General features: G+C 70.1%; 14 protein-coding genes. 9 read left to right on the top strand and 5 right to left on the bottom strand.

Translation table 11 applies throughout. From position 1 onward, the window contains the following. Positions 1 to 11 precede the first annotated feature (11 nt). The 4 genes from OG798_RS43710 (at position 12) to OG798_RS43695 (ending at position 7,499) form a co-directional block, all read left to right on the top strand. Positions 12 to 896 carry an ABC transporter permease subunit gene (locus tag OG798_RS43710; protein WP_328758852.1) on the top strand — a complete coding sequence of 295 codons (885 nt, stop codon included), beginning with the start codon at positions 12 to 14 and terminating at the stop codon, positions 894 to 896. Then, positions 896 to 3,814, top strand: a complete 2,919-nt coding sequence (locus OG798_RS43705; RefSeq protein WP_328758851.1) for a glycoside hydrolase family 2 TIM barrel-domain containing protein — start codon at positions 896 to 898, stop codon at positions 3,812 to 3,814. The genes OG798_RS43710 and OG798_RS43705 overlap by 1 nt, the downstream gene beginning before the upstream one ends. Positions 3,815 to 3,925: 111 nt before the next feature. Continuing rightward, entirely contained in the window at positions 3,926 to 5,770 is a 1,845-nt protein-coding gene (locus OG798_RS43700) for a LamG-like jellyroll fold domain-containing protein (RefSeq protein ID WP_328758850.1), read from the top strand. Positions 5,771 to 5,828: 58 nt separating this feature from the next. Then, positions 5,829 to 7,499, top strand: coding sequence for a PHP domain-containing protein (locus tag OG798_RS43695; protein WP_328758849.1), 1,671 nt, complete (start codon positions 5,829 to 5,831; stop codon positions 7,497 to 7,499). 26 nt (positions 7,500 to 7,525) lie between these two features. On the opposite strand, the gene OG798_RS43690 is transcribed toward OG798_RS43695, so the two are convergent. From OG798_RS43690 to OG798_RS43675, 4 genes are read right to left on the bottom strand one after another with little or no spacing between them, the layout of a single operon-like run. Then, the gene (locus OG798_RS43690) at positions 7,526 to 7,981 is read right to left on the bottom strand and encodes a MaoC family dehydratase (RefSeq protein ID WP_095851452.1); all 456 of its coding nucleotides are present in this window, start codon (positions 7,979 to 7,981) and stop codon (positions 7,526 to 7,528) included. 14 nt (positions 7,982 to 7,995) lie between these two features. Continuing rightward, on the bottom strand, positions 7,996 to 9,504 hold the full coding sequence (locus OG798_RS43685) for an acyl-CoA synthetase (protein ID WP_097223977.1): 1,509 nt from the start codon (positions 9,502 to 9,504) through the stop codon (positions 7,996 to 7,998). 10 nt (positions 9,505 to 9,514) lie between these two features. Further along, the gene (locus OG798_RS43680) at positions 9,515 to 10,387 is read right to left on the bottom strand and encodes an amidohydrolase family protein (protein ID WP_095851454.1); all 873 of its coding nucleotides are present in this window, start codon (positions 10,385 to 10,387) and stop codon (positions 9,515 to 9,517) included. Continuing rightward, positions 10,387 to 11,304: an SDR family NAD(P)-dependent oxidoreductase gene (locus OG798_RS43675; protein WP_121414274.1), complete on the bottom strand. Its 918-nt coding sequence runs from the start codon at positions 11,302 to 11,304 to the stop codon at positions 10,387 to 10,389. The genes OG798_RS43680 and OG798_RS43675 overlap by 1 nt, the downstream gene beginning before the upstream one ends. A 292-nt stretch (positions 11,305 to 11,596) precedes the next feature. Between OG798_RS43675 and OG798_RS43670 the strand changes: the two genes are divergently transcribed. From OG798_RS43670 to OG798_RS43655, 4 genes are all read left to right on the top strand, one after another. Beyond that, positions 11,597 to 12,025: a MarR family winged helix-turn-helix transcriptional regulator gene (locus OG798_RS43670; protein ID WP_075025696.1), complete on the top strand. Its 429-nt coding sequence runs from the start codon at positions 11,597 to 11,599 to the stop codon at positions 12,023 to 12,025. Further along, positions 12,022 to 12,789, top strand: coding sequence for an IclR family transcriptional regulator (locus OG798_RS43665; protein WP_328758847.1), 768 nt, complete (start codon positions 12,022 to 12,024; stop codon positions 12,787 to 12,789). The genes OG798_RS43670 and OG798_RS43665 overlap by 4 nt, the downstream gene beginning before the upstream one ends. A gap of 241 nt (positions 12,790 to 13,030) precedes the next feature. Then, positions 13,031 to 14,221 (top strand): L,D-transpeptidase, encoded by a 1,191-nt coding sequence (locus OG798_RS43660; RefSeq protein ID WP_413253672.1) that lies wholly within the window; start codon positions 13,031 to 13,033, stop codon positions 14,219 to 14,221. A 173-nt stretch (positions 14,222 to 14,394) separates the two neighbouring features. Next, positions 14,395 to 15,780: a glycoside hydrolase family 16 protein gene (locus tag OG798_RS43655; protein ID WP_054234531.1), complete on the top strand. Its 1,386-nt coding sequence runs from the start codon at positions 14,395 to 14,397 to the stop codon at positions 15,778 to 15,780. Between the two features lie 143 nt (positions 15,781 to 15,923). Here the strand turns inward: OG798_RS43655 and OG798_RS43650 are convergent, their stop codons facing one another. Further along, entirely contained in the window at positions 15,924 to 16,835 is a 912-nt protein-coding gene (locus OG798_RS43650; RefSeq protein ID WP_095851458.1) for a helix-turn-helix transcriptional regulator, read from the bottom strand. Between the two features lie 146 nt (positions 16,836 to 16,981). On the opposite strand from OG798_RS43650, the gene tkt reads away from it, so the two are divergent. Next, on the top strand, positions 16,982 to 19,057 hold the full coding sequence (tkt, locus tag OG798_RS43645; RefSeq protein ID WP_121414277.1) for a transketolase: 2,076 nt from the start codon (positions 16,982 to 16,984) through the stop codon (positions 19,055 to 19,057). The last annotated feature ends 13 nt before the right edge of the window (positions 19,058 to 19,070 follow it).

Genomic DNA, 19,070 nt, shown 5'->3' with positions numbered 1-19,070 from the left:
GAGGCCCCACCATGGCAATCCTCAAGGGTTCATCGGCCTCCATGAAGGGGGCGGGGCGCACGTCGACCATCAAGGGGTCACGGCGCCGGGGCATCGCCCTCCACCTCTCCCTGATCATCGGTCTGCTGCTCTCGGTCTTCCCGTTCTACTGGGCCGTGATCATGTCGACGCACTCGTCGACGGAGATCTTCTCCTACCCGCCGAAGCTGCTGCCCGGCTCGCACTTCCTCGAGAACGTCCGCCACCTCTTCGACAACGTCGACTTCTTCGGGTCGATGTTCAACTCGCTGCTGGTCGCGTGCTCGGTGACCGTCCTGGTCCTGTTCTTCGACTCGCTGGCCGCGTTCGTGTTCGCCAAGTTCCAGTTCCCGGGCCGCCGGGTGCTGTTCGCGCTGATGATGGTCATCTTCATGGTCCCGGCGCAGCTCCAGGCGATCCCCCAGTTCGTGATCATGGCGAAGCTGGGCTGGATCGGATCGATGACCGCGCTGATCGTCCCGGCGGCGGCCAACGCGTTCGGCATCTTCTGGATGCGCCAGTACATGAAGAGCGCGATCCACGACGAGCTGATCGACGCCTCCAAGCTGGACGGGGCGGGCTTCCTGCGCCAGTACTGGCACGTGGCGCTCCCGGTGGTCCGGCCGGGCCTCGCCTTCCTCGGCATCTTCACCTTCATGGGCCAGTGGAACGACTACGCCTGGCCGCTGATCGCCCTCACCAACCCGAACAACGTGACCCTCCAGGTCGCGCTCTCCCAGCTGAACGGTGTCCACGGCACCACCGACTACGGAATGGTCATGACCGGCGCACTTCTCGCCCTCATCCCACTGCTGATCGTCTTCGCGATCGGCGCCAAGCAGATCATCGCGGACCTCGGCAAGGGAGCCATCCGCTGATGCGGGACCCGCTGCTCGCGCTCCGCCCCTGGGAAGCACCTGAGGTGACCTCCTGGGGGCGGTTGCCCATGAACGCCGTCGACCGCCGATCCGGTGCCCTGTCACTGGACGGCTCCTGGCGCTTCCAACTGCTGCCCACGCCCACCTCGGCCCCCGGTCTCGCCTGGTCCTCGCTCCAGGTGCCCGGTTCCTGGACCACCCAGGACACCGACGACCTGCCGCAGTACACCAACTTCAAGATGCCGTGGGGCGAGTTCCCGCCCACCTCGCCGGACGCGAATCCGACGGGCGTGTACGAGCGTGAGGTGGACGTCCCCGCGGAGTGGGCCGGCCGCCGGATCGTGCTCCAGGTCGGCGCCGCCGAGAGCGTGCTGCTGGTCCATGTGGACGGGCGGCCCGTCGGCGTGTCCAAGGACTCGCACCTCGCGGCCGAGTTCGACCTCTCCGACGTCGTACGCCCCGGAGAGCGCGCCTTGCTGCGGCTCACCGTCGTCAAGTGGTCGGACGCCTCGCACCTCGAGGACCAGGACCAGTGGTGGCACGCCGGGATCACCCGCTCGGTGCTGCTGTACGCGACGGATCCGCTGCGACTGGCCGACGTGACCGTACGGACGCGGTGCGACGGCGGCCTGCGGGTCGACTGCCAGGTGCGGGACGCCGGGGGCACGCTGCCGCAGGGCTGGTACGTCACCGGGGAGCTGGACGGCCAGCTGCTCACCCAGGACGCCGAGTACGAGCGGTTCAAGGAGGAGGACGGCCGGGTCTCCGACTTCCTCGGCGAGGCCCGTCTCACCACGGTCGTCGCGGGCGTCCGCGCCTGGACCGCCGAGACGCCCGAGCTGTACGACCTGACCGTACGGCTGCACCGCGCCGACGGCTCGGTCGCCGACACCTCGCACCACCGCGTGGGCTTCCGCGAGGTCGAGATCCGCGGCCGGGACCTGCTTCTCAACGGCGAGCGGGTCTACATCCGGGGCGTCAACCGGCACGACTTCCACCCGCTGACGGGCCGGACCGTGTCGTACGACGACATGCGCACCGATCTGGTGACGCTGAAGCGCTTCGGCTTCAACGCGATCCGCACCGCCCACTACCCGAACGACCCGACCCTGCTCGACCTCGCGGACGAGCTGGGCTTCTACGTCGTGGACGAGGCGAACATCGAGGCGCACGACCACGCGCACGAGATCGCCGACGACCCCCGCTACCTCGGCGCCTTCGTGGACCGCGTCTCCCGTATGGTCCTGCGCGACAAGAACCACCCCTCGGTGATCATCTGGTCGCTGGGCAACGAGTCCGACTACGGCGCCAACCACGACGCCGCCGCCGGGTGGCTGCGCAGCCACGACCCGTCCCGGCCCCTCCAGTACGAGGGCGCGGCGAAGCTCGGCTGGGCCGACCCGAAGGTCGCCTCCGACATCGCCTGCCCCATGTACGCGCCGCTCGAGGACTGTGTCGCGCACGCCCTCTCCGGGGAGCAGACCAAGCCGCTCATCCAGTGCGAGTACTCGCACGCCATGGGCAACAGCAACGGCACGCTGGCCGACCACTGGGCCGCCATCGAGTCAACCCCAGGGCTTCAGGGCGGTTTCATCTGGGAGTTCTGGGACCACGGCATTCTTCAACGCGTGAACGACGGAAGACCGGCCGGGCGCGGTGGCGCCGGGCTGTATGACAACGGTGTCGCCGCGCCCGGCCACCGCTGGGCCTACGGCGGCGACTTCGGCGAGACGATCCACGACGGCGCCTTCGTCGCCGACGGGGTCGTCTTCCCCGACCGCACGCCCAAGCCGGTGATGTACGAGCACCGGGAGATCGCGGCGCCGGTGCGCCTCGCGTACGTCGGGGGCGAGCTGCGGCTCACCAACCACCAGCACTTCCGGGGCCTCGAGTGGCTGACCGCCGAGTGGGAGCTGTCCCTCGCGGAGGGCGGCACGCTGACGGTCGCGGCCGAGCTGCCCGACGTACGGGCGGGCGAATCGGTGGCCGTACCGATGCCGTTCACGCTGCCGGAGGACGGCGGCGAGGCCTGGCTGACGCTGCGGGTGACCACGGCGGACGAGGAGGCCTGGGCACCGCGCGGCACGGAGGTGTGTGTGCCGCAGGTGCGGCTCAGGGCGGCCACCCCCGTGGGCTCTGTCGCGACCGAGGACTCCTCTGTCGAGGTCGACGAGGACGGGCTGCTCGTCCATCCGCTGCTCACCGCGGCCCCCGTGCTGTCGCTGTGGCGGACACCGACCGACAACGACGAGCTCGGCGGCATGGCGGTGCGCTGGCGGGCCTGGGGGCTCGACGCGCTGGAGCGCAAGCTCGTGGACGTACGCCGCGAGAGCGCAGGCGTCACCGTGGTCGCCGAGTACGCGACCCCGGCGGGCGCCGTACGTCACGAGCAGGTGTTCACCCGTGTCGAGGGCGGGGTGCGGATCGAGGAGACCGCGCAGTTGCCGGCCGCGCTCGACGACGTACCGCGGGTGGGCTCGGTCTTCGAGACGGTCGCCGGGCTCGATGTCCTGGAGTGGTACGGGCAGGGTCCCTGGGAGTCCTACCCGGACCGGAGCACCGGCGCGCCGGTGGGCCACCACTCCCTCCCCGTGGACGAGTTGTTCACCCCCTATCTGCGTCCGCAGGAGAGCGGCGGGCGGCACGGTGTACGCCGCTTCACGCTCTCGGCGCCGGACGCCACGGGCCTCGCGGTCGCGCTCGACGAACCGCGTCAGGTGACCGTGACCCGCTACCGGGCCGCGGATCTGGCGGCCGCCACCCATCACGACGAGCTGGTGCCGCGGCCCGGCTGCGTGGTGCACCTCGACGCCGCGCACCGGGGGGTCGGCACGGCCTCGTGCGGGCCCGACACCTCGGCCGACCATCTCGTCCCGGCCGGCACCCACCGCTGGTCCTGGACGCTGCGCGTGCTCTGACCCCGCACGCGGCGCGCCGCCCGTCCCACCGGCTCGACCCGTTCGACGTGACTCGACGCTCGACCTGACTCGAACTCCTCACCGACCCTTTCGCACCTTCATGGAGCAGACGTGTGTACTTCGCATGACCAGGCGACGGAGGCCGAGCAGGCCGGCGCCGGCAGACGCAACTTCCTGCGGGCCACGGCCCTGATCGGCGCGGCGGCCACCACCTCGGCCGCCCTGCCCGCGGTGACGGCACAGGCGGCGACGCGTGAGGCGAACTGGCGGCCCGACGCCGACAGCCGCCGCTTCACGCTCGCCGTCATGCCCGACACGCAGTACCTCTTCGACGGGCCGAGCATCAACCCCGCGCCGATCGAGGCCTCGCTGCGCTATCTCCTGGAGCACGGGAAGGACGAGAACATCGTCTTCCTCTCGCACCTGGGCGACATCACGGAGAACGGCGGCCAGGCCGAATTCGCGGCCGCGGGCAAGGCGTTCGAGCTGCTCGACCGGCGCGGCGTCGGCTACAGCGTGCTCGCGGGCAACCACGACATCAGGTCGTCCACGAACGACCAGCGGGGCGCGACCCCCTACCTGGACGTCTTCGGCCCGCAGCGCTTCCGGAGCAAGCGCACCTTCGGCGGCGCCTCGCCGGACGGCTACAACACCTTCCACCTGTTCAGGGCGGCGGGCAGGGAGTGGCTCGTCCTCGCCCTGGACTGGCGGCTGTCGGCGCAGGGCTACGCGTGGGCGAAGGACGTCATCTCCCAGCATCCCAAGACGCCGGTCATCCTCACCACGCACGAGCTGGTCGTGGACGACGACACCCTGTCCTCGTACGGGCAGCAGCTCTGGGACCAGCTGATCCACGACCACGACCAGATCTTCCTGACCCTGAACGGGCACTACTGGCCCGCCGCCCGCGCCACCCGTACCAACGCGGCCGGGCACGACGTCCACCTCCACCTGACGAACTACCAGAACCGCTACTACGGCGGCGCGGCGATGATCCGCCTCTACCGCTTCGACCTCGACCGCAACACCATCGACGTCGAGACCATCTCGCCGTGGATCCTGGGCCGGGCGGCCAAGGGTCTCAACGAGCTGGAGCGGCAGGAGATCGAACTCAGCGGTGACGCCGACCGGTTCTCGGTCGCCGTCGACTTCGAGGACCGCTTCGCGGGCTTCGCGCCGGTGCCCGCCCGCCCAACGCGCCCGGTGTCCGAGATGCTGGTCCGGGGCACACTCGCGTACTGGCGCTTCGACGGACACACGGACGGTACGGCGGTCGGGGGCACGGTGCGCGACCAGTCCGGGCACGGCAACGACCTGACCGTGGTCAAGGTCGGCGACAGCCCCCTCACCTGGTCCTCGGCCCACCACCCCGACCAGCCGGGTCACGGCAGCCTCTTCTTCCAGGGCGGCAAGCCCCCGCTGAAGGGCGCGTATCTGCGCACGGTCGACGGGGCGCCCCTCAACTCGGCGACCTTCAAGCGCGGTTACACCATCGAGGCCTTCTACCAGCTCCCCGCCGACTGGGACGCCTCGCACAACGCCTGGGCCTCGCTGATCAGCCGTACCGGCACGGGCGGTGGCGCGGGCAAGACCGCCGACGACCCGGACGAGCCGCTCGCCACGCTCTCCCTCTCCGACGGGCCCGGCCCGCAGTGGGCCGCCCGGCCGCTCAACCAGCAGGGCATCGTCACCAACTGGGGCGACGAGACGGCCCGCGAGCAGTGGTGGCACGTCGCCGTCGTCAACGACGGCTCGCACACCACGATGTACGTCCAGGGCTGCCCGGTCGCCCGCAACCCGCACACCGTCGCCGTCGGTCTCACCTCGCTCGGGCTGCCCTGGCTGCTCGGCGGCTACGAGTACGCGGGCAAGATCGACCAGATCCTGCACGGACGGCTCGGCGACGTACGGATCGTCGAACGGGCGCTGTCCGTCTCGCAGTTCATGAACCACTGAGCCGTCTCGGCCACCGGTGACCCGAAGACCTTCCGACTCCCCGAGGGAGAAGTTCCGCATGTCCGAGCAGCAACTGCCCGCCTGGGCCGATCCATCCGTGTCCCCCGCCGCGCTGGACCCGCAGGGCGTGTCACGGCGCGGGCTGCTGCGCAGCGCCGGCCTGTTCGGGGCGGCCTTCGCGGTGGGCTCGCTCGCCACCCCCGCGACGGCCGGCTCCCGGCGCCTCGGCGGCGACGACCCGCGCCTCGCCTATCTCGTCGGCGACCACCACGTCCACTCCGTGTACAGCCACGACGCGAAGTACACGTTCTCCCAGCTCGCCCAGGCGAGCGCCAAGTACGGCCTGGACTGGATGGTCTTCAACGAGCACTCCAACTTCGGGCACGCCAACTACGGCGCCCAGTTGGAGCACCAGGAGATCCTGAAGGCGCGCGCCGCGAACCCGCGTCAGCTGATCTTCCAGGGTCTGGAGTGGTACATACCGGGCGCCGAACACGCCACGGTCTTCGCGGCGCCCGGCCGGCACGAGGTGGATCTGCTCACGAAGTTCGAACTCGCCTACGACGGCAAGCTGCTGGGCTACACGGCGGGCTCGCCGACCAGCCCCGACACGGCCCGCAACGAGGCCCACGCGGTCAAGGCCATCAAGTGGCTCGCGGAGCAGCGCCGCACCGGTTACGTCGACGATGTGCTCGTCATCGCCAACCACCCCACGCGCCTGGGCATCGACTCCCCGCACGAGATGCGGAGCTGGCGGGACGCGGCGCCCGAGATCATGATCGGCATGGAGGGCGCGCCCGGCGCCCAGGGCGGCGGCATCCCCGGCTGGGTCGGCTCGGGCCAGCAGCGCGGCGAGTACACCAACAAGCCGTCCGAGAACTCCTTCGCCGGGTACCCGGAGAACGCGTACGTCCTGTACGGCGGCTTCGACTGGATGACGGCGACCGTCGGCGGCATGTGGGACGCGATGCTCGCCGAGGGCAGGCTGTTCACCATCACCACCAACTCCGACGTGCACCGCGTCGTCTTCGACACCTGGAAGAACGGCGACTGGGCGCCCGGGCAGAACTTCGACAACACCGGGCACGTTCCCGACCCGGTGAACACCGACTCCCAGCAGCCGGGCGGCGACTTCTGGCCCGGCCAGTTCAGCCGCACCCACGTGGGCGTGACCCGCTACGGCTACCGCGCCGTGATGGCGGGCCTGCGCGCGGGCCGCGTCTGGCTCGACCACGGGCACCTGCTCGACGGGCTCGACGTCCGGGTGAAGCGGGACTGCGACCACGGTCCGGGTGTCACCATGGGTGGCCGGATCCGCGTCCGCAAGGGCGAGAAGCTCACGCTGTCGGTCACCGTGACGACCGCCTCGCGCGCCAACCCCCACGGGATCCTGCCGGAGTTGGCGCACGTCGACGTCATCCGTGGCGCGGTGCGCGGACCTGCCGCCGACCGCGACGACTGGCGCGCGCCCGACACCAAGGTCGTCCGCACGGTGGACGTGAGCGGCCGCAAGGGCACGTACACCCTGCGCATCCCGCTGGTCGCCGGCGACGAGTCCTTCTACGTCCGGCTGCGCGGCAGCGACGGCAACCGCAACGGTACGGGCTACCTGGGCGCCTCGATCGACCCGCACGGCCCGATTCCGCACGTGCCCGGAAACGGTGACCCGTGGGTCGACACGTGGTTCTACGCGAACCCCGTGTTCGTCGACGTGGTGGACGGCCGGTAGGGAGAAATGCCGTCCGGCGTGGACCGTCAGGCGTAGAAGCGCGACAGGCTCTGGAGGACGGCGGCGGGCTTCCCGCCGCCGTCGATCTCTATCGTCCCGTCGACGGCGATCTGCACCCCGCCCGGCACGTCCTCGACCGAGGCGAGCCTCGCGACCAGCCGGATGCGCGAGCCGACCTTCACCGGGGCGGGGAAACGCACCTTGTTCAGACCGTAGTTGACCTTCGTCGACACGCCCTCGACCTCCAGCAGCCCGGTGAAGAGCGGGATGAAGAGGGAGAGGGTCAGATAGCCGTGCGCGATGGGCGCGCCGAAGGGGCCCTCGGCCGCCTTCCGCGGGTCGACGTGGATCCACTGGTGGTCGCCGGTGGCGTCGGCGAAGGTGTTGATCCGCTCCTGGGTGACCTCGATCCACTCGCTGGTGCCGAGGTCGCCGCCGGCGAGCTTCTTGAGTTCGTCGAGACCGTTCACGGTGATGCTCATGTGTACTTCCTTGCTTACGAGTCGGTGGTGCCGTACCGCGTACGGACCCGGGCCTTGAGGAGCTTTCCGGAGGCGGTGCGCGGGAGTTCGTCCACGACGACCACCGACTTCGGGATCTTGTACTTGGCGAGGCGTCCGGCGAGCGAGGCGAGGACCTCGTCCGGGTCGAGCTCGACGCCCTCGCGGGGGACGACGACCGCGCGCGGCACCTCGCCCCACTTGTCGTCGGCGACTCCGATGACGGCGCACTCGACGATGCCGGGGTGGCCGAGGAGCAGGTCCTCGATCTCGGCGGGGTAGATGTTCTCGCCGCCCGAGATGATCATGTCCTTGATGCGGTCGACGATGAAGACATAGCCGTCCTCGTCGACCCGGGCGGCGTCCCCGCTGCGGAACCAGCCGTCGGCGAACACCGCGGCCGTCTCGTCGGGCAGCCCCCAGTAGCCGGGCATGACGTGCGGCCCGCGGACGACCACCTCGCCCGTCTCCCCGATGTCGACCGGCGTGAGGTCGGGCCGCACGACCCGGACATCGCTGAAGAAGTGCGGCACGCCCGCCGAGCCCGCCTTGCCGACCGCGTGTTCCGCGTCCAGGAAGAGGGTGCCGGGCGAGGCCTCGGTCATGCCGTAGCCCTGCAGGAAGGTGAGCCCGCGCTCCTGGTAGGCGGTGATGAGCGGGGTCGGTACGGGCGAGCCGCCGCAGGTCAGGATGCGCAACGAGGACAGGTCGGCGTCGGACCACCGGGGATGCCGGGCCACCTGGTCGAACATGGTCGGCACCCCGAACATGAAGGTGATCCGGTGCCGTGCGATCAGGTCGAGGGTGGCCGCCGGGTCGAAGGACTCGACCAGGACACAGGTGCCGCCCTTGAGCAGCACCGGCAGGGTCAGCATGTTCAGCCCCGCCGTGTGGAACAACGGGGCCGAGACCAGGGCGCGTTCGTCGGCGATCAGGTCGTGGTCGACGAGGACGTTGACCGCGTTCCAGGTCAGATTGCCGTGGGTGAGCATGGCGCCCTTGGGGCGGCCCGTCGTGCCCGAGGTGTACATGATGATGCACATGTCCTCGGCGGTGACGGGCTGGTCGATCGGCTCCTCGGCGGCTTGGTCGATCAACTCTTCGTACCAGGAGCCGACTTCGACGAACGTCCGGACGTGCGCGTTGCCCGGCAGCCCCGCGACGAGTCCGGCCAGCGAGGGCCCGTACACGAGGACCTTGGCGCCCGAGTCGCCGAGCTGGTAGGCGATCTCGGGTCCGGCGAGGCGGGGGTTGAGCGGCACGAAGACCGCGCCGAGCGTGCCCGCCGCGAAGAGGGTTTCGAGGTAGGAGGGGTGGTTGGGGCCGAGATAGGCGATGCGGTCGCCGCGGCGCAGGCCGAGCGCGCGCAGCGCGTGGGCGAGGCGGGTGGTGCGGGCGTACAGCTCGGCGTAACTGACGGTGGTGTCGCCGTGGATCAGGGCGGTGCGGTGCGGGGTCTTGCGGGCCCGGCGTGCGGGCCACGACCCCAGTCCCTCATTGCGCATCTGTGGCCCCTTACGGTGTCAGCCCGAGCAGCCGGGCGGCGTTCTCCTTGAGGATCTTCGGCTTGACCTCGTCCTTGATCGTCAGCTTGTCGAAGTCGGCGAGCCAGCGGTCGGGGGTGAGGACGGGGTAGTCGGAGCCGAAGAGCACCTTGTCCTTGAGCAACGTGTTGGCGTACTGCACGAGTTGCGGCGGGAAGTACTTGGGCGACCAGCCGGACAGGTCGATGTGCACACCCGGCTTGTGGGTGGCGACGGCCAGCGCCTCGTCCTGCCAGGGGAAGGAGGGGTGCGCCAGGATGATCTTGAGGTGCGGGAAGTCGGCGGCCACGTCGTCCACGTGCAGGGGGTTGGAGTACTTCAGCCGGATGCCGCCACCTCCCGGAACCCCGGCCCCGATCCCCGTCTGCCCGGTGTGGAAGAGGGCGATGGTGCCGGTCTCCTCGATCACCTCGTACAGCTCGTACGCCACCGACCTGTCGTTGGGGAAGAAGCCCTGGATGCTGGGGTGGAACTTGAAGCCCTTGACCCCGTACTCCTCGACGAGCCGGCGGGCCTGCTTGACGCCCGCCCTGCCGCGGAAGGGGTCGATGGAGGCGAAGGGGATCAGCACGTCCGGATGCGCGGCGGCGGCCTCGGCGACCTCCTCGTTCGGGACGGGCGCGGTGCCGGTGGCGGACTCGGCGTCCACCGTGAAGATCACGGCGGCCATCTTCCGCTCGCGGTAGTAGGCGGCCGTCTCCTCCAGGGTGGGCTTCCGCTTGCCCTCGACCTTGAAGTAGGCGCTGGAGGCTTCGTGCAGATCGTCGTCGAGCGAGGCATGGCCCTTCGAGGACACCTCCGCGTGGGTGTGGACGTCGATCGCGACGAGTTCGTTCAGGTCCATCACGCCTCCGGAAGCTTCGGCGCGGGGATCCCGACGGTCTGCGGCTCGGCGCCGACCGACGTGGCCCAGGCGTCGGCCAGGGTGTCGGGGGTCCAGCCGCCGTCCGCGTACGCCGCCCTGACCTCCTGCGGGTGCGACCAGAGTGCCACCTTGTCGCCGCCGATGCCGATGGCCTGGCCGGTGACACCGCGGGCGGCGTCGGAGGCGAGGAACGGGACGAGGGCGGCGCAGTCCTCGGGGGTGCCGAAGCCCTCGCCCTTGCGGAGGAAGTCGGGCAGCGGCTCGCCGTTCCTCATGGCCTCGACGTACGGGGCGAACGCGGGGATGGTCTCGGTCATCGCGGTGGCGGCGACCGGCACGATCGCGTTGACGGTGATGCCCGCGCGGCCCAGCTCCATCGACCAGGTACGGGCCATGGCGGCGATGCCCGCCTTCGCGGCGGCGTAGTTCGTCTGGCCGAAGTTCCCGCGCTGCCCGGCCGGCGAGCCGACCAGGATCAGCGAGCCGCCGTCGCCCTGCTCGCGCATGCGCACGGCGGCGGCGCGGGCGCAGGTGAAGGTGCCCTTCAGATGCGTGGTGATCACCGCGTCGAAGTCCTCGTCGGTCATCTTCCACAGCACCTTGTCGCGCAGGATGCCCGCGTTGGTGACCAGGATGTCGAGCCGTCCGAACTCCCGCACCGCACGGGCGACGAGCCGGTCGGCCGCCTCGGTGGTGCCGACCGGGACCACCTCGGCCACGGCCTTGCCGCCCGCGGCGGTGATGGACTTCACGGCCTGCTCGGCCACGGCCTCGTCGATGTCGTTGACGACCACGCAGGCACCGACGGCCGCAAGAGCGTGTGCGTAGGCCAGGCCCAGGCCACGGCCGCTGCCGGTGACGACGGCCACCTTGCCGGTGAGATCGATGCTGGGCACGAGGGGGTCCCTTCGACGCTGAGGGTCCGGAGCGCGGCGTGCGATGCCGAGCTGCGGCTAGGAGATCGAAGCTAAGGACAATAATTGTTGACGTCAATAGTTGTTGCCGACTCATCCGTGCGGCATGCTGTGCGGAGTACGGCGTGATGCTGTACGCAGTACGGCATGCCGTACCCGGCACGAAGGAACCGCCCCGCCCGGGGCCCGGCCCAGGGAGCCCGCCATCGCAGGCCAGCAGCACTCCACCAGCCCGGCCACCGGCCCCGTCCCCATCGACGCCCAGGAGCCGTGGATGCGCGGACTGCACGCCGACACCGGCTATCTGCTGTACCGACTGGGCCTTCGCTCGGGGCAGCTGTTCAACACCTTCCTCCAGGAGTCGGGACTGCGGCTGCGCCACTACGCGCTGCTGCGCTTCCTGGCCACCTCCGAGGGCGCGCTCCAGCGGGAGCTGAGCTCGCGGCTCGGCTACGACCCGAGTGCGATCGTCGGACTCGTCGACGACCTGGAGAAGCTCGGTTTCGCCGAGCGCCGCCCGTCGCCGGACGACCGCCGCAGCCGGATCGTCGTCCTCACGGACGACGGCCGGGCGTTCCTGCGCGACACGGACGAGGCGGGCCTGCGCGTCACCAACGACCTGCTCCAGCCGCTCGCCCCCGCCGAGCGGGACACCCTGCACACGCTCCTGCAACGGGTCGCGGAAGCCGAACTGGACTCATGACCACGCTGTCCGCGCCCGACCGTCTGCTCGCCGTGCTCGCCGCCTTCGACCACCAGCACCCGGCGCTCTCCCTGACGGGAATCAGCCGCCGGGCCGGACTGACCCTCACCACGGCGCACCGGCTGGTCGGCGCCCTCACCGACTGGGGCGCGCTGGAGCGGGACGCGGACGGCGTCTACCACGTGGGCCTGCGCCTCTGGGAGATCGCGGCCCTCGCACCCCGTGGCCTCGCCCTGCGCCAGGTCGCGCTGCCGTACCTGGAGGACCTGTACGAGGCCACGCACGAGAACGTGCAGATGGCGGTCCGCGACGGCGCCGAGGTCGTCTACATCGAGTGGATCTCCGGACGCTCCGCGGTCGGTGTACGCATCCAGGTGGGCGCCCGCTGGCCACTGCACGCGACGGGCGTGGGCCTCGCGCTGCTGGCCCACAGTGACTCGGCGTTCCAAGAGGCCTACTGCTCAGTGCCGTTGGCCGCGTTCACCCCGCACACCCTCACCGACGGGGCGCGCCTGCGCCGCGCGCTCGCCGAGGTCCGCCGCACCGGCGTGGCGGTGAGCAGCCGTCAGGTCACCGACGACGCCCTGTCGGTCGCCGCCCCGGTGCGCGGCGCGGCCGGCGCGGTGGTCGCGGCGGTCTCCGTCGTGGTCCCCGAACACGACGCCCAGGTACCGGCGTTGATTCCGGCGGTACGGCTGGCGGCGCGGGGGATCTCCCGCGCCCTGGGGTGGCAGCCGCAGACCCGGCCCGAGCCGGGCACCTGAGGCTCCCCGGAGCACATTTCCGTACGCCGTTCCTTCAGGCCGATTCTCAGGTCCTCTTCACGTAAATCTCAGGCGGCAGCCCCGGGTTTCAAAGAATCACCCCAGGAAAGCGGCGCAGGATGCACCAGCAGTCGTGGTGGTCATCCAGGAAAGGCGCGCCGTGGGCTTCGCGAAGAATTCGAACCGGTCCGAGCGGTGGACGGCGAACCGGTCCGAGCGGCAGGCCTGGTCGCGGCGCGGGGTGCTGGCCGCGCTCGGGGCCGTACCGGCCGTGGGCATCCTTTCGGGCTGCAGCGGCTCGGCGGACGCCTCGGAGGGAACGGACGCGAAGGCGGGCGCGACGGCCGGCGCGAGCACGAAAGCCAAGGCCAAAGCCCCGACCGTGACCGTCACCCCGGCCGACGGCACGAAGAAGGCCGGTTTCACGAGCCCGGTCGAGGTCACCGTCAGCGACGGCACGCTCGCGAGCGTCGAGGTCAGCGGAAACGACGGCTCCACCCTGGCCGGATCCTTCAATGACGCCCGTACGAAATGGACGTCCACGAAAAACCCTTACTCGGGTACCAAATACACGGTCACGGCCACGCCGAAGGGCGCCGCCGCGCAGAGCGCGAGCTTCGTCACGAAGCAGCCCTCGGAAACGTTCGTGGGCTATTTCACGCCCGAGGCGAATTCGACCTCCGGTGTCGGCATGCCCGTGTCGATCAATTTCACCGAGGCCGTGAAGGACCGGGCCGCCGTGGAAAAGGCGATCACGGTGACGGCGGAGCCCGCGGTCGAGGTGGTCGGCCACTGGTTCAGCGACACGCGCCTCGACTTCCGGCCCGAGGAGTACTGGGCCGCGGGCACGAAGATCACGCTGAGCCTGCGTCTGAAGGACGTCGAGGGCACGGCCGGCGTCTACGGCACCCAGTCCAAGGACGTCACCTTCCACATCGGCCGCCGTCAGATCAGCACGGTCGACCTGGCGAAGAAGACCATGACCGTCCAGCGCGACGGCTCCACCCTCGCCACCTATCCGGTGAGCGGCGGCGACGCCGACCACACCACCTGGTCCGGGATCATGGTCATCAGCGAGCGGTTCAAGCAGACCCGGATGGAGTCCTCGACCGTCGGGCTCGGCGACGAGTACGACATCTCGGACGTCCCGCACGCCCAGCGCCTGACCACCTCCGGCACCTTCATCCACGGCAACTACTGGGGCTCGACCTCGGTCTTCGGCTCCACCAACACCAGCCACGGATGTATCGGCCTGCACGACGCCAAGGGCGCGAACGACAGCTCCGTGCCGGGCTACAAGTTCTACGCCAGTTCGATGCTCGGCGATGTCGTCGTCGTCAAGAACTCGGGCGAGAAGACCGTCGAGGCGTCCAACGGCCTCAACGGCTGGAACCTGTCCTGGTCCGACTGGAAGGCGGGCAGCGCCCTCTAGGCAAGGCCCCGCACATCCCACTCTTCATTGCCTGAACTCCCGCACAGGGAAAGGAGTTTCTCGGCTTTACCTCTTGACGCTCGGAGTGACAGAGAGCACATTGGCCGCGCACCTTGCTTGAGAGCGCTCTCAACAGCACCCGCGCACCCCCACTCCGTACCGAAGAGGCATCCATGAGTGAACCCTCCGGCACACCTGTCAGACGCGGCCCTCTGCGGCGCGTCATTCTGGCCGCGGTCGGCACACTGACCCTGGCCGTGGCCGCGGTCCTCCCCGCGAACGCGTCCGCGCCCACTCCCCCGGCCGGCTGGTCCCAGGTCTTCGTCGACGACTTCAACGGGGCGGCCGGCTCCGGCGTCAACACCTCCAACTGGCAGTACGACACCGGCACCAGTTACCCGGGCGGCGCCGCCAACTGGGGCACCGGCGAGGTCGAGACGATGACCTCCAGCACCAACAACGTGGCGCTCGACGGCAACGGCAACCTGCTGATCACCCCGCGCCGGGACGCCTCCGGCAACTGGACCTCGGGCCGTATCGAGACCACCCGCACCGACTTCCAGCCACCCGCGGGCGGCAAACTCCGCGTCGAGGCGCGCCTCCAGATGCCGAACGTGACCGGCGCCGCCGCCAAGGGCTACTGGCCGGCCTTCTGGACGCTGGGCGCCCCTTACCGCGGCAACTACCAGAACTGGCCGAGCGTCGGCGAGCTGGACATCATGGAGAACGTCCAGGGCCTCAACACCGAGTGGGCCACCATGCACTGCGGCACCAACCCGGGCGGCCCGTGCAACGAGACCAGCGGCATCGGCGGCAACACCCCGTGCGCCGGCACCACATGTCAGGCCGGCTTCCACACGTACGCCATGGAGTGGGACCGCTCGACGAGCCCCGAGGAGATCCGGTTCTACCTCGACGGCGTCAACTTCCACACGGTCAAGGCGAACCAGGTCGACGCGACCACCTGGGCGAACGCCACCAACCACGGCTACTTCGTCATCCTGAACGTGGCGATGGGCGGCGGCTTCCCCGACGCGTTCGGCGGCGGTCCCGACAGCGGCACCGAGCCCGGCCACCCGCTGGTCGTGGACTACGTCCAGGTGCTGCAGGCCAGTGGGAGCGGTACCACACCGCCTCCGACCGGCAACCGTGACGCCTACAGCGCCATCCAGGCCGAGTCGTACGACAGCCAGTCGGGCACCAGCACCGAGACCACCACGGACACCGGCGGCGGCCAGGACATCGGCTCGCTGGCCGGCGGCGACTGGGCGCTCTACAAGGGCGTCAACTTCGGCTCCACGGCGGCCACGCAGTTCTACGGGCGGGTCGCGAGCGGTGCGGCGAGCGGGGTCAGCGGTCTGGTCGAGGTGCGCCTCGACAGCCGTACGAGCACCCCCATCGGCAGTTTCGCGGTGGGCAACACCGGCGGCTGGCAGAGCTGGCGGACGGTCCCGGCCAACATCACCGGCGTCACCGGCACCCATGACGTCTATCTGACCTTCACCAGCGGTCAGCCGGCCGACTTCGTGAACGTCAACTGGTTCGACTTCGGCCACTGACGAGGAGGTTCCTCGACGAGCGGCACGAGGAGTGACGGGGCGGGCCCGCGGGCCCGCCCCTTTCCTTGGGCGCGGTCTCGGCTCTTCTTCGGGACGATCTCAACTCTTCTTCGGGACGGACTCAGCTTTTCCTCGGCACCGACTCAGCGCAGCTCCGCCCGGAACACCACGGGACTCGTGCCCGTGTGCTGGTGGAAGAACTTGGAGAAGTTCGCCGAGTCGGGGAAGCCCACGGCGACGCCGATGCGGCCGATGGGCATCTCCGTGTGGGCCAGCAGCCGCTTGGCCTCCAGGATCACCCGCTTGTCGATGAATCCCTTCGGGGTCTCACCGGTGGCCGCGCGCACCGCGCGGACCAGGGTGCGGCGGGAGTAGCCGAGGGCGTCGGCGTACGCGCTGACGCTGTGGTTGGTGGCGAAGTCCTTCTCGACCGCGTCCCGGAAGCGCGTGAAGGTGGTGTCGCTCTGCTCGCGGGCCGCTTCGGCGGAGCTGGCCGCGAGATGGGCGAGGCGCAGCAGGAACGCGGTGAGGGAGTGCCGCAGCACCGAGGTGTGCAGGCTGAGCGGCAGCGTGGTGGTGTCGACGTACTCGCGTTCCAGCTGGGTGAGCGAGTGCTCCAGGGCGGTCAGCTGGGCGGCGCCGGGGCGCAGCAGCGGCGGCTGGTCGTAGCGGTAGAGGCCGGTCGCCTCGACGGTCGCGCGCGGCAGGAAGCCGGGCTGCATGATCAGGACGGTGCCGCGGTAGCGGTCGGTGCGGGAGAAGCGGTGCACCTGACCGGGGCGGATCCACAGGATGTCGCCCGGGGACGCCTCGTACTCGGCGAAGTCGATCATGTGTCTGACCGGGCCCTCGTGGAAGAGCATCACGACGTGGAAGTCGATGCGGTGCACGCGTTCCAGCGGGGCGTCCGCGTGCCAGACGCGCCCGCTCCCCATCGCGCCGACCTGCATCCCGACGCCGGACAGGCTCAGATCGACCGGGAAGGGGAAGGTCCTGATCCCGTCCCGGGGCCCGCCTTCACCCCCTGCACCGCCTTGGGTGGTTCTGTCCGTCATGTCCCTCTCGCGTCGGCTCGCTGCAGCACTCCGTGTCCCACTTTCACCGAAGGCTGACACACGGGCACCTTCCCCGGCAAAAGTCAGACTTTTAGTTTTGAAGGCGTTCCACCAGCGATTCCCGATCCAGTGAGGACTTCTTGAAGATGAGTACGCAGAGCCCCGACGGCTTCGAATGGACCGAGCTGGACCGCCGGGCCGTCGACACTGCCCGCATCCTGGCCGCTGACGCCGTTCAGAAGGTCGGAAACGGCCACCCGGGCACAGCGATGAGCCTGGCCCCGGCCGCGTACACGATCTTTCAGAAGGTGATGCGACACGACCCCGCCGACCCGGAGTGGACCGGCCGCGACCGGTTCGTCCTGTCCCCCGGTCACACCTCGCTGACCCTTTACACGCAGCTCTTCCTCTCCGGCTACGAACTCGGGCTGGACGATCTGAAGGCGTTCCGCACGCACGGTTCGAAGACGCCGGGTCACCCCGAGTACGGGCACACCGCGGGCGTGGAGACCACCACCGGTCCGCTGGGGCAGGGTGTCGCGAACGCGGTGGGCATGGCGATGGCCGCCCGCTACGAGCGCGGCCTGTTCGACCCCGAGACGCCGGAGGGCGAGTCGCCCTTCGACCACACCATCTGGGGCATCGTCTCGGACGGCGACCTGGAGGAGGGCATCTCCGCCGAGGCCTCCTCCCTCGCGGGCCACCAGAAGCTGGGCAACCTGGTCTTCGTCTACGACGACAACCACATCTCCATCGAGGGCGACACCGCCACCGCCTTCTCCGAGGACGTGCTGAAGCGCTACGAGGCCTACGGCTGGCATGTGCAGCGCATCGAGCCCTCGGCCGACGGCGACATCGACGTCCGCGCGCTGTACACGGCGCTGAAGGCGGCGCAGGCCGAGACCGGACGGCCCTCGATCATCGCGATGCGCACCATCATCGCCTGGCCCGCGCCGAACGCCCGGAACACCGAGGCTTCGCACGGCTCCGCGCTGGGCGCGGACGAGGTCGCCGCCACCAAGCGGCTGCTGGGCTTCGACGCGGAGAAGTCCTTCGAGGTCGCGGGCGAGGTCCTCGCCCACGCCCGCCAGGCCCTGGACCGGGGTGCCGAGGCACACGCCGCCTGGGACAAGCGGATCGCCGAGTGGCGCACCGCACAGCCCGAGCGGGCCAGGCTGTTCGACAGGGTCGTCGCCGGCCAGCTTCCCGAGGGCTGGCAGGACAAGCTCCCGGCGTTCGAGGCCGGCACGTCCGTCGCCACCCGCGCCGCCTCCGGCAAGGTCCTGCAGGCGCTCGGCTCGGTGATCCCCGAACTGTGGGGCGGCTCCGCCGACCTGGCCGGCTCCAACAACACCACCATCGACAAGACGTCCTCCTTCCTGCCGAAGGGCAACCCGCTGCCGGAGGCCGACCCGTACGGCCGTACCGTCCACTTCGGCATCCGCGAGCACTCCATGGCCGCGGAGATGAACGGCATCGCGCTGCACGGCAACACCCGCATCTACGGAGGCACCTTCCTGGTCTTCTCCGACTACATGCGCAACGCCGTGCGCCTGTCCGCGCTGATGCAGCTCCCCGTCACCTACGTGTGGACGCACGACTCCATCGGGCTCGGCGAGGACGGCCCGACCCACCAGCCGGTCGAACACCTGGCCTCGCTGCGCGCCATCCCGGGCCTGAACATCGTCCGCCCGGCCGACGCCAACGAGACGGCGATCGCCTGGGCCGAGATCCTCAAGCGGCACGCCACCCACCCCGCCCCGCACGGCCTGGCCCTGACCCGCCAGGGCGTACCCACCTACGAGGCCAACTCCGAGGCCGCCAAGGGTGGTTACGTGCTGCGTGACTCCTCCACCGAGACGCCCGACCTGGTCCTGATCGCCACCGGCTCCGAGGTGCACCTCGCCGTCGAGGCGCGTGAGCTGCTGGAGGCCGAGGGGATCGGCACCCGGGTCGTGTCGATGCCGTCCGTGGAGTGGTTCGAGGAGCAGTCCCCGGAGTACCGGGCGAGCGTCCTGCCGCCGTCCGTGAAGGCCCGCGTGGCGGTCGAGGCGGGCATCGGCCTGACCTGGTACCGCTACGTCGGTGACCACGGACGCATTGTCTCCCTCGAGCACTTCGGTGCCTCCGCCGACGCCAAGACCCTGTTCGCCGAGTTCGGTTTCACCGCCGAGAACGTCGCCGCCGCCGCCCGGGAATCCCTGACCGCCGCCCGCGGTTGATCCGATCGCACGA

Origin of the sequence: Streptomyces sp. NBC_00271 (assembly GCF_036178845.1) — a bacterium.
Lineage (GTDB): Bacteria > Actinomycetota > Actinomycetes > Streptomycetales > Streptomycetaceae > Streptomyces.
This window is presented reverse-complemented; position numbering and strand designations above follow the sequence as displayed.